The 11,784-nt window shown below is 58.5% G+C and carries 11 protein-coding genes; all 11 read left to right on the top strand.

The features are described 5' to 3' along the window. The first annotated feature begins 5 nt into the window (after positions 1 to 5). The 11 genes from ACYZTR_RS10960 (at position 6) to nuoC (ending at position 11,784) form a co-directional block, all read left to right on the top strand. Positions 6 to 452, top strand: a complete 447-nt coding sequence (locus tag ACYZTR_RS10960; RefSeq protein ID WP_461978725.1) for an NUDIX hydrolase — start codon at positions 6 to 8, stop codon at positions 450 to 452. 59 nt (positions 453 to 511) lie between these two features. Next, positions 512 to 1,657 (top strand): tRNA 2-thiouridine(34) synthase MnmA, encoded by a 1,146-nt coding sequence (gene mnmA / locus ACYZTR_RS10955; RefSeq protein WP_461978723.1) that lies wholly within the window; start codon positions 512 to 514, stop codon positions 1,655 to 1,657. Continuing rightward, the gene (gene hflD / locus ACYZTR_RS10950; RefSeq protein WP_347805483.1) at positions 1,654 to 2,277 is read left to right on the top strand and encodes a high frequency lysogenization protein HflD; all 624 of its coding nucleotides are present in this window, start codon (positions 1,654 to 1,656) and stop codon (positions 2,275 to 2,277) included. Before mnmA ends, hflD begins: the two co-directional genes overlap by 4 nt. A gap of 126 nt (positions 2,278 to 2,403) precedes the next feature. Beyond that, positions 2,404 to 3,774 (top strand): adenylosuccinate lyase, encoded by a 1,371-nt coding sequence (gene purB / locus ACYZTR_RS10945; protein WP_461978721.1) that lies wholly within the window; start codon positions 2,404 to 2,406, stop codon positions 3,772 to 3,774. 86 nt (positions 3,775 to 3,860) lie between these two features. Next, entirely contained in the window at positions 3,861 to 5,030 is a 1,170-nt protein-coding gene (locus tag ACYZTR_RS10940; protein ID WP_461978719.1) for a ribosomal protein uL16 3-hydroxylase, read from the top strand. Beyond that, the gene (locus tag ACYZTR_RS10935) at positions 5,023 to 5,448 is read left to right on the top strand and encodes a GNAT family N-acetyltransferase (protein WP_017339601.1); all 426 of its coding nucleotides are present in this window, start codon (positions 5,023 to 5,025) and stop codon (positions 5,446 to 5,448) included. Before ACYZTR_RS10940 ends, ACYZTR_RS10935 begins: the two co-directional genes overlap by 8 nt. 228 nt (positions 5,449 to 5,676) lie before the next feature. Continuing rightward, a complete protein-coding gene (locus ACYZTR_RS10930; protein WP_461978717.1) occupies positions 5,677 to 6,438 on the top strand; it encodes a secretin N-terminal domain-containing protein in 762 nt (253 codons plus the stop codon). A gap of 475 nt (positions 6,439 to 6,913) precedes the next feature. Next, the gene (gene aceA / locus ACYZTR_RS10925; protein WP_282377694.1) at positions 6,914 to 8,239 is read left to right on the top strand and encodes an isocitrate lyase; all 1,326 of its coding nucleotides are present in this window, start codon (positions 6,914 to 6,916) and stop codon (positions 8,237 to 8,239) included. A 589-nt stretch (positions 8,240 to 8,828) separates the two neighbouring features. Continuing rightward, positions 8,829 to 9,242, top strand: coding sequence for an NADH-quinone oxidoreductase subunit A (locus ACYZTR_RS10920; RefSeq protein ID WP_003223812.1), 414 nt, complete (start codon positions 8,829 to 8,831; stop codon positions 9,240 to 9,242). A gap of 10 nt (positions 9,243 to 9,252) precedes the next feature. Beyond that, entirely contained in the window at positions 9,253 to 9,927 is a 675-nt protein-coding gene (locus tag ACYZTR_RS10915; protein ID WP_008146035.1) for a NuoB/complex I 20 kDa subunit family protein, read from the top strand. A 72-nt stretch (positions 9,928 to 9,999) separates the two neighbouring features. After that, a complete protein-coding gene (nuoC, locus tag ACYZTR_RS10910) occupies positions 10,000 to 11,784 on the top strand; it encodes an NADH-quinone oxidoreductase subunit C/D (RefSeq protein ID WP_056740437.1) in 1,785 nt (594 codons plus the stop codon).

Genomic DNA, 11,784 nt, shown 5'->3' with positions numbered 1-11,784 from the left:
TAATTATGGATTGGCTACCCCACATCACCGTCGCCACCATCGTCGAAGACAACGGCCGTTTCCTGATGGTCGAAGAGCTCAAGGGCGGACGAACGGTACTCAACCAGCCCGCCGGCCACCTCGACCCGGACGAAACCCTGATCGACGCCGCCGTGCGCGAAACCCTCGAAGAAACCGGCTGGGACGTCGAGCCGACGGGCGTGGTGGGGATTTACCTCTATACCGCCCCGAGTAACGGCGTGACGTATCAGCGAGTCTGTTTCACCGCAAAACCAATCAAACACCACCCCGACTATCAACTGGACGACGGCATCGTCAGCGCCAAGTGGCTGACGCGTGACGAATTGCTGGCACAGCGCGCAAACTGGCGCAGTGAGCTGATCATCCGCTGTATTGATGATTATCTGGACGGTCAACACTTCGGTCTCGAACTGATCCGCCCTTCTCTTTAGCCTTGCAGGCTTGGGCCTGTTAGAATCGCGTCCTTTTTCAAGACACTCATTGAATCCCTATGCGTGATCCAGCCCCTTCTGACACACAAAAGAAGCGCGTCATTGTCGGCATGTCCGGCGGCGTGGACTCTTCCGTTTCCGCTCTCCTGCTGATCGAGCAGGGTTATGAGGTGGAAGGCCTGTTCATGAAGAACTGGGAAGAAGACGATGGAACGCAATACTGCACCGCCATGGATGACCTGGCGGACGCTCAGGCTGTGTGCGACAAGATTGGCATCAAGCTGCACACCGCCAACTTCGCCGCCGAGTACTGGGACAACGTGTTCGAGCACTTCCTGGCCGAATACAAGGCCGGTCGCACGCCGAACCCGGACATCCTCTGCAACCGCGAGATCAAGTTCAAGGCGTTCCTCGACTACGCCCTGATGCTCGGCGCCGACCTGATCGCCACCGGCCACTACGTGCGCCGCCGTGATATCGAGGGTCGCACCGAGCTGCTCAAGGGCCTGGACCCGAACAAGGACCAGAGCTACTTCTTGCACGCCGTCGGCGGTGAACAGATCGCCAAGACCCTGTTCCCGGTCGGCGAACTGGAAAAGCCCGAAGTGCGCGCGATTGCCGAGAAACATGATCTGGCCACCGCGAAGAAAAAGGATTCCACCGGAATCTGCTTTATCGGCGAGCGCCGCTTCAGCGACTTCCTCAAGCAATACCTGCCGGCCCAGCCCGGCGAGATCAAGACCACCGAAGGTGAAGTCATCGGCCGTCACCACGGCTTGATGTATCACACCATCGGTCAGCGCCAGGGCCTCGGCATCGGCGGCTTGAAAGACGCGGGTGACGAGCCGTGGTACGTACTGATCAAAGACCTTGAGAACAACGAACTGATCGTTGGCCAGGGCAATGATCATCCGTATCTGTTCTCCCGCGCCCTGCTCGCTTCAGACATGTACTGGGTCAACCCGATTGATCTGACCGAGCCGCGCAAGTTGACCGCCAAAGTCCGTTATCGCCAAAGCGATCAACCCTGCACGCTGGAGAAAACCGCCACCGGCTACCGCGCCACCTTCGATGACCCGCAACGCGCGGTCACCCCGGGCCAGTCCGTGGTGTTCTACGACGGTGAAATCTGCCTCGGCGGCGGCGTGATCGAAATTGCGGAACCGTGGACGAGCAAGGGCACTCCTCAAGGCGAGCAGCAATGAGCCCGACTCAGGAGCAACTGACGGCACTGGGCGGCGTATTCCTCGCCGCCGTGCTGGTCGACAAGATCGCCAAGACCGGCCAGACCACCGAGGCCGGCCTGACCTGCATGCTCGGTAGCCTGCTGATTCGTGACCCCAAGGACACCCTGGAAGTCTACGGCGGCGACGACATCAATCTGCGTGAAGGCTATCGCGCATTGATCGGCGCCCTTGAACGCGACCCGAGCACCCTTCAGCGCGAACCGCTGCGTTACGCCCTGGCGATGCTCGGTCTGGAGCGTCAACTGGCCAAGCGCAACGATATGCTGGATGAGATCGGCAAGCGCTTGCCGCAGATTCAGTCCCAGGTCGAGCACTTCGGCCCGGCTCACGAAAACGTGATTGCGGCCTGCGGCGCGCTGTACCAGGACACCTTGAGCACCTTGCGCCAACGCATTCAGGTCCATGGCGACATGCGCAACCTGCAGCAACCGAGCAACGCTTCGAAAATCCGCGCCCTGTTGCTGGCCGGGATTCGATCGGCGCGCCTGTGGCGGCAGTTGGGCGGTCATCGCTGGCAGTTGGTGATCAGCCGTCGCAAATTGCTGAAAGAGCTTTACCCGCTGATGCGCAGCAGCTGAACCGCGCTCGCAAGACCTTTTGTAATTTGTAACGCGTAAGACGCTGGTCAGTTGGCAACGGACCGGCGGATTTTTTCATGTATGATACGCGCCCCATTTCGTTGCCCGACTGTCCGAGAACACCCCATGCAGCTTTCTTCGCTCACTGCGGTTTCCCCTGTTGACGGCCGCTACGCCGGCAAAACCCAGGCCCTGCGCCCAATTTTCAGCGAGTACGGCTTGATCCGTGCTCGCGTTCTGGTTGAAGTGCGCTGGCTCCAGCGCCTGGCCGCTCATCCTGGCATCAGCGAAGTGCCGGCGTTCTCCGCCGAAGCCAACGCGGTGCTGAATACCTTGGCGGAAAACTTCGCTCTGGAGCACGCCGAGCGTGTCAAAGAGATCGAGCGCACCACCAACCACGACGTAAAAGCCATTGAGTACCTGCTCAAAGAGCAAGCGGCCAAGCTGCCAGAACTGGCCAAGGTCAGCGAATTCATCCACTTTGCCTGCACCAGCGAGGACATCAACAACCTGTCCCACGCCCTGATGCTGCGCGAAGGCCGTGATGACGTGATGCTGCCGCTGATGCGCCAGACTGCCGAAGCCATCCGCGAACTGGCCATCCGTTTCGCTGACGTGCCGATGCTGTCGCGCACCCACGGTCAACCGGCTTCGCCGACCACCCTGGGCAAAGAGCTGGCGAACGTGGTTTACCGTCTGGAGCGTCAAATCGCCCAAGTCGCTGCCGTTCCGCTGCTGGGCAAGATCAACGGCGCTGTCGGCAACTACAACGCGCACCTCTCGGCTTACCCTGAGATCGACTGGGAAGAAAATGCCCGCGCCTTCATCGAAGACGAGCTGGGCCTGGGCTTCAACCCGTACACCACGCAGATCGAACCGCACGACTACATCGCCGAACTGTTCGACGCGATCGCGCGCTTCAACACCATCCTGATCGACTTTGACCGCGACATCTGGGGCTATATTTCCCTGGGTTATTTCAAACAGCGCACCATCGCTGGCGAAATCGGTTCGTCGACCATGCCGCACAAGGTCAACCCTATCGACTTCGAAAACTCCGAAGGCAACCTGGGTATCGCCAACGCGCTTTTCCAGCACCTGGCGAGCAAGCTGCCGATTTCCCGCTGGCAGCGTGACCTGACCGACTCCACCGTACTGCGCAACCTCGGTGTCGGCTTCGCCCACAGCGTGATCGCGTACGAAGCAAGCCTCAAAGGCATCAGCAAACTGGAGCTCAACGCTCAGAAAATTGCTGCTGACCTGGATGCGTGCTGGGAAGTATTGGCTGAGCCGATCCAGACCGTCATGCGCCGCTACAACATCGAAAACCCGTACGAAAAACTGAAAGAGTTGACCCGTGGCAAGGGCATCGGCCCTGAAGCACTGCAAACTTTCATCGACGGCTTGGACATGCCAGCCGCGGCCAAGGCCGAGCTGAAATTGCTCACCCCGGCGAACTACATCGGTAACGCTGTAGAGCAAGCCAAGCGCATCTGATCGACCGCTTTACCCGTTTGAGACGCCCGGCAGCGCCGGGCGTTTTTATTCCCGTCTGAAAAGTGCTTTTTTTCAATAGGTTACACATGAATCCTGACATTCCTCTTCAACTTCTGGGCGGCATCACGGCGCGCGAATTCCTGCGCGACTACTGGCAGAAAAAACCCCTGCTGATCCGCCAGGCGATTCCTGAATTCGAAAGCCCAATCGACGCCGACGAACTGGCCGGCCTGGCGCTGGAAGAAGAAGTCGAATCGCGCCTGGTGATCGAGCACGGCGAGCGCCCTTGGGAATTGCGCCGCGGGCCGTTCGCCGAAGACGAATTCAGCAAATTGCCGGAACGCGACTGGACGCTGCTGGTTCAAGCGGTCGACCAATTCGTACCGGAAGTCGCTGAGCTGCTGGAAAACTTCCGCTTCCTGCCGAGCTGGCGCATCGACGATGTGATGATCAGCTTCGCCGCCCCGGGTGGTAGCGTCGGCCCTCACTTCGACAACTACGACGTATTCCTTCTGCAAGGTCACGGCAAGCGCAACTGGAAAATCGGCCAGATGTGCGATTCCGAGAGCAAGCTGCTGCAACACGCCGACCTGCGCATCCTCGCCGACTTCGAGGCCACCGACGAATGGGTCCTGGAACCGGGCGACATGCTCTACCTGCCGCCGCGCCTGGCCCATTGCGGCGTTGCCGTTGATGACTGCCTGACCTACTCGGTAGGTTTCCGCGCGCCGAGCGCCGCTGAAGTGCTGACCCACTTCACCGACTTCCTCAGCCAGTTCCTGCCAGACGAAGAGCGTTACACCGATGCCGACGCCCTGCCTGCGGCTGATCCACATCAGATCCAGCACGACGCCCTTGATCGCTTGAAAGGCCTGCTTGCCGAGCACATGAGCGACGAACGTCTGCTGCTGACCTGGTTCGGCCAGTTCATGACCGAGCCGCGCTACCCGGAACTGGTGGTGGGACCGGAAGAGATCGAAGAAGACGACCTGCTCGCCAGCCTTGAGCAAGGCGCAGTACTGATCCGCAACCCGAGCGCGCGCATGGCCTGGTCCGAAGTCGATGACGACCTGCTGCTGTTCGCCAGCGGCCAGAGCCGTTACCTGCCGGGCAAATTGCGCGAGCTGCTGAAGTTGATTTGCGCCGCAGACGCGCTGCACACCGACAACCTCGGCGACTGGCTGAGCGACGAAGACGGTCGCGGCCTGCTGTGTGAACTGGTTAAGCAAGGAAGCCTGGGGTTTGCTGATGAATAAAATTCACGTTCGTGTCGCAGACTGGCAAAAGGACAACGCCGAGATCCGGCGCATTCGTGAGACGGTGTTCATCGCCGAGCAATCCGTTCCGCCCGAGCTGGAATGGGATGCTGATGACGCAACAGCGGTGCATTTTCTGGCCTTCGAAGGCGACTTTCCGATTGGCACCGCTCGCCTGCTGCCCGACGGCCACGTCGGCCGGGTGTCGGTGCTCAAAGACTGGCGCGGCTTGAAAGTCGGCGATGCGCTGATGCAAGCGGTGATCGGTGAAGCCGAGAAGCGCGGCCTGAAGCAGCAGATGCTGAGCGCACAGGTACAAGCCACGGCGTTCTATGAGCGCTTGGGCTTCAGCCTGGTCAGTGAGGAATTCCTGGAAGCAGGGATTCCGCATGTGGACATGGTGCGGCATTCCGCTTGAGACTGATCGTTCCCACGCTCCGCGTGGGAATGCCTCTCGGGACGCTCCGCGCCCATCGCGGCAAGTGACGCGGAGCGTCACAGGCTGCATTCCCACGCGGAGCGTGGGAACGATCACGCCCCGCCATCAACCGATGCCGGGGCGTTTTGCTGTCTACGATTCAACTTGCCCCACGCCGGGCCGACAAACTGGCAATATCAACACTTCAAGATGTCGGAGATAACGGATATGTCCCTACGCACCCTGCTCACCACGCTGCTGATGGCCTGCAGTTTTTCGGTTATAGCCGCCACCGAGATCGTGCCCCTGAACTACCACACCAGCGCCGACATGCTGCCGATGGCTCAGGATTTCATCGGTAAGGATGGCCAGGTCAGCGCCTACGGCAACCAACTGATCGTAAATGCCGATCAACGCAAGATCGACGAACTTAAAGCCCTGATTGCGCAACTCGACACCCAACCCAAACGCCTGCTGATCACCGTCGACACCAACGAAAACAACTTCCAGGGCGATCAGGGTTATTCGGTGAACGGTGCCAAACCGAATCAAACCCGCATCATCAATCGCAGCACCGACAGCCGTGATGGCGGAATCCAACAGGTTCAGGCCAGCGAAGGCGCACCAGCCCTGATCCAGGTCGGCCAGAGCGTACCGCTGACCAGCACTCAGACCGACGCTTACGGCGACCTGCGAAGCCAGACCGAATACCGTAACGTCACCCAGGGTTTCTACGTCACCGCCAGCGTCACCGGCGACATCGTTCACTTGGCGATCAGCACCAATCGTGACCGCATAAGCCAGGAACGTCTCGATGTAGTGAATGTGCAAAGTACCGACACAACTGTCACGGGCCGGGTTGGCGAGTGGATCACCCTGGCTGGCGTAAATCGCCAGACACAGGCCGATAAACAGGGCCAGACCCGCAGCTACTCGACTCAGGGACGGGACGACATGACCCTGCGGGTTAAAGTCGATACTTTGGACTAAACCACCGAAAACTGACTGATTAGTCGTATTAGACCAAAGATGTAGTGCTTGAAAAAAAGCACTACAAAACGTTTGACGATACAAAAAAGCGAAGGCATGATGGCCTCGCTCCCGCTAATCAGGGGCCCTGGCAAGGGCCTTCGAGGCGCCGTTCGCACCTACCCCGCGAGCCGCTTCGTGTCTGTACCGCCCACAAGGTGTGTTTGACGAGGTTGCCGACTGGAACGAAGTTGTCCCGAGGGACGGAAGCGTAATTAGGTAACCCGGCTCCACACTGAAGTTCGCACCAAGGCCCACGACGCCCGAATGCGCCCGCCAGTTCGCCCTTACCTGCTCACTTCCCCTCGAGCCCATCGTTCATCCCGTCGCCATCCCCGCCGAATCCGACTTGACCATCTAAGCTTCTGGTCAGCGAGCGCATGAATTTTCCACCGCAGAACAACTTTCCGTAAAAGACGCGACGAGGTTTATCTCCATGGCACTGACACGCGAACAGCAAATTGCAGCCCTCGAAAAAGATTGGGCTGAAAACCCACGCTGGAAAGGCGTGACACGCGCTTACTCCGCTGCTGACGTCGTCCGCCTGCGTGGCTCGGTTCAACCTGAGCACACCTTTGCAAAATTGGGCGCCGAGAAGCTTTGGAACCTGGTGACCCAGGGCGCCAAGCCGTCCTTCCGTCCTGAGAAAGATTTCGTCAACTGCATGGGCGCCCTGACCGGCGGCCAGGCTGTGCAACAAGTTAAAGCCGGCATCCAGGCAATCTACCTGTCGGGCTGGCAAGTGGCTGCGGACAACAACTCCGCCGAATCGATGTACCCGGACCAGTCGCTGTACCCGGTGGACTCGGTTCCAACCGTGGTCAAGCGCATCAACAACTCGTTCCGTCGTGCTGACCAGATCCAGTGGAAAGCCGGCAAAGGCCCGGGCGACGAAGGTTACATCGACTACTTCGCTCCGATCGTGGCTGATGCCGAAGCCGGTTTCGGCGGCGTACTGAACGCTTACGAGCTGATGAAGAGCATGATCGAAGCAGGCGCCGCCGGCGTTCACTTCGAAGACCAACTGGCTTCCGTGAAAAAATGCGGCCACATGGGCGGCAAGGTACTGGTTCCTACCCAGGAAGCTGTACAAAAGCTGACCGCTGCTCGCCTGGCTGCTGACGTTGCCGGTACGCCGACCATCATTCTGGCCCGTACCGACGCAAACGCGGCTGACCTGCTGACTTCCGATTGCGACCCGTACGACAAAGAGTTCGTGACTGGCGAACGTACTCAGGAAGGTTTCTACAAAGTGCGCGCTGGTCTTGACCAGGCCATCTCCCGCGGCCTGGCCTACGCGCCGTACGCCGACCTGATCTGGTGCGAAACCGCCAAGCCGGATCTGGACGAGGCTCGTCGCTTCGCCGAAGCGATCAAAAAGGAATACCCGGACCAACTGCTGTCGTACAACTGCTCGCCTTCCTTCAACTGGAAGAAAAACCTGGACGACGCGACCATCGCCAAGTTCCAGCGCGAACTGTCCGCCATGGGTTACAAGCATCAGTTCATCACCCTGGCCGGCATTCACAACATGTGGCACAGCATGTTCAACCTGGCGCACGACTACGCCCGTAACGACATGACTGCCTACGTGAAGCTGCAAGAGCAAGAGTTCGCTGACGCTGCCAAGGGTTACACCTTCGTGGCTCACCAGCAGGAAGTGGGCACCGGCTATTTCGATGACATGACCACTGTGATTCAAGGTGGCTCGTCCTCGGTAACCGCACTGACCGGTTCGACTGAAGAAGAGCAGTTCCACTGATCTGATTCGCCTGAGCAAACGGCCGTTGCGGACCGGATAGAAAGCTAACCGCAACGTCGCACAACTGACGCCCCGACTGGTTCGGGGCGTTTTTTTTGCCTGGGATTTACGAGCAACCGCAAAACCACCGCCATCGCGGGCAAGCCCGGCTCCCACAAGGTACGTACCAACCTTCAAATCTTGCGAAAAATCATTGATCCAGAGCAGTTTCTTGATCAGAAAAACAAGGTAAAACGACCACACCCACAACTTGCAGTAACGCGCCTATAAGACAACTTCCCGGCCACCCACCCATTAAACAGTTTAAAAACCGCCGCAAACAATATTGATTATCATTTATCCAAAATTATGTTCGTTACACTCCCTACAAAACATATTTGATGAAATCCCGGCTAACGCCCGCAACGCATGGGCTGCGGGGCTTCGGAGGTGCGCTATGTCCTTATTCCTATAAATAATTTCGCTATAGGAATTTTACTTGCACGGTGTTGTGCCATAAAATCAGCGGGATTGATTGCTGCGACATATCGTCACTGCTTTGTTTCTTTTCAAGCTCAGAGACCTTTGCTCTCTGTTAAGGATTACCAGCATGCCCGAAGCGACAGGACTCATGGCCCACAACTGGGGCTTTGCCATTTTCCTTCTGGGCGTTGTCGGCCTTTGCGCCTTCATGCTCGGCGTCTCCAGCCTCCTCGGGTCAAAAGCCTGGGGCCGCAGCAAAAACGAACCGTTCGAGTCCGGCATGCTACCTACAGGTGGTGCCCGCTTGCGGCTCTCAGCCAAATTCTATCTGGTCGCGATGCTCTTCGTGATCTTCGATATCGAAGCCCTTTTTCTCTTTGCCTGGTCTGTGTCCGTCCGCGAAAGCGGCTGGACCGGATTCGTCGAAGCTCTCGTTTTCATAGCAATTCTGTTGGCAGGTCTTGTCTACCTGTTCCGAGTGGGCGCCCTTGATTGGGCTCCGGAAGCTCGTCGCAAGCGGCAGGCGAAGCTGAAACAATGAGGCTTTGGCAATGCAATACAATCTCACCAGGATCGACCCCGATGCTCCTAACGAGCAGTATCCGATTGGCGAACGGGAAACCGTTTCCGATCCGTTAGAAGATCAAGTTCACAAAAACATTTTCATGGGCAAGCTCGAAGACGTGCTTAACGGCACGATCAACTGGGGGCGCAAAAACTCCCTGTGGCCGTATAACTTCGGCCTTTCGTGCTGCTATGTGGAAATGACCACCGCCTTCACGGCGCCCCACGACATCGCGCGCTTTGGCGCCGAGGTTATCCGGGCATCGCCGCGTCAGGCGGATTTCATGGTTATCGCCGGTACCTGCTTCATCAAGATGGCGCCGATCATTCAACGTCTCTACGAGCAAATGCTCGAACCTAAATGGGTTATCTCCATGGGTTCGTGCGCCAACTCCGGTGGCATGTACGACATCTACTCTGTCGTTCAAGGGGTGGACAAGTTCCTGCCCGTGGACGTCTACGTGCCTGGCTGCCCGCCCCGCCCTGAAGCTTTTCTGCAAGGCTTGATGCTCTTGCAAGAGTCGATTGGACAGGAGCGTCGTCCGCTTTCCTGGGTCGTCGGCGATCAAGGCGTGTACCGCGCCGAGATGCCTTCGCAAAAGGAACAGCGCCGCGAACAGCGAATCGCAGTCACCAACCTGCGCAGCCCCGACGAAGTCTGATCCAGATCTGCTTCTTTTATAGAACGAGACACTGGCTTCATTCTTTACGTTGACCGAAAGCGATAAATAACCATGACTACAGGCAGTGCTCTGTACATCCCGCCTTACAAGGCAGACGACCAGGATGTGGTCGTCGAACTGAATAACCGATTTGGCCCCGAGGCGTTCACCGCCCAGCCTACCCGCACCGGCATGCCGGTGCTTTGGGTTGCCCGCGCCAAACTCGTTGAAGTCCTGACCTTCCTGCGCAACCTGCCCAAGCCATACGTCATGCTCTATGACCTGCACGGCGTGGACGAGCGTCTGCGCACTAAGCGTCAAGGGCTGCCAAACGGCGCCGACTTCACTGTGTTCTATCACTTGATGTCGATCGAACGTAATAGTGACGTAATGATCAAGGTCGCCTTGTCCGAGAGCGACCTTAGCGTGCCGACCGTGACCGGTATCTGGCCGAACGCCAACTGGTACGAGCGTGAAGTGTGGGACATGTACGGCATCAACTTTGCCGGTCACCCGCACCTGACCCGCATCATGATGCCGCCAACCTGGGAAGGTCACCCGCTGCGCAAGGACTTCCCGGCCCGTGCCACCGAATTCGACCCGTTCAGCCTGACCCTGGCCAAGCAACAGCTTGAGGAAGAAGCCGCGCGCTTCAAGCCTGAAGACTGGGGCATGAAGCGTTCCGGTGCGAACGAGGACTACATGTTCCTCAACCTCGGTCCTAACCACCCTTCTGCTCACGGTGCGTTCCGCATCATTCTGCAGCTGGACGGTGAAGAGATCGTCGACTGCGTGCCGGACGTCGGTTACCACCACCGTGGTGCCGAGAAGATGGCCGAGCGTCAGTCCTGGCACAGTTTCATTCCGTACACCGACCGTATCGATTACCTCGGCGGCGTGATGAACAACCTGCCGTACGTGCTCTCGGTCGAGAAGCTGGCCGGCATCAAAGTGCCCGAGAAGGTCGACGTCATCCGCATCATGATGGCCGAGTTCTTCCGGATCACCAGCCACCTGTTGTTCCTGGGGACTTACATCCAGGACGTCGGCGCCATGACCCCGGTGTTCTTCACGTTCACCGACCGTCAAAAGGCGTACACGGTGATCGAAGCCATTACCGGTTTCCGCCTGCACCCGGCCTGGTACCGCATCGGTGGCGTCGCTCACGACCTGCCACGCGGCTGGGAAAAACTGGTGAAAGACTTCATCGAGTGGATGCCAAAGCGTCTGGACGAATACCAGAAAGCCGCATTGGACAACAGCATCCTGCGTGGCCGGACTATCGGCGTCGCGGCCTACAACACCAAGGAAGCCCTGGAATGGGGCGTCACCGGTTCTGGCCTGCGTTCGACCGGTTGCGATTTCGACCTGCGCAAGGCTCGCCCGTACTCCGGTTACGAGAACTTCGAATTCGAAGTGCCGCTGGCGGCCAATGGCGATGCCTATGACCGTTGCATCGTGCGTGTCGAAGAAATGCGCCAGAGCCTGAAGATCATCGAGCAGTGCATGCGCAACATGCCAGAAGGCCCGTACAAGGCGGATCACCCGCTGACCACGCCGCCGCCGAAAGAGCGCACCCTGCAGCACATCGAGACCCTGATCACGCACTTCCTGCAAGTTTCGTGGGGCCCGGTCATGCCGGCCAACGAATCCTTCCAGATGATCGAAGCGACCAAGGGCATCAACAGTTATTACCTGACGAGCGATGGCGGCACCATGAGCTACCGCACCCGGATTCGTACCCCAAGCTTCCCGCACCTGCAGCAGATCCCTTCGGTGATCAAAGGCAGCATGGTCGCGGACTTGATTGCGTACCTGGGTAGTATCGATTTCGTTATGGCCGACGTGGACCGCTAA

The organism is Pseudomonas sp. Hz4, assembly GCF_054898165.1.
The sequence above is the reverse complement of the archived record's forward strand: the minus strand, read 5'-3'. Positions and strand labels throughout refer to the sequence as shown.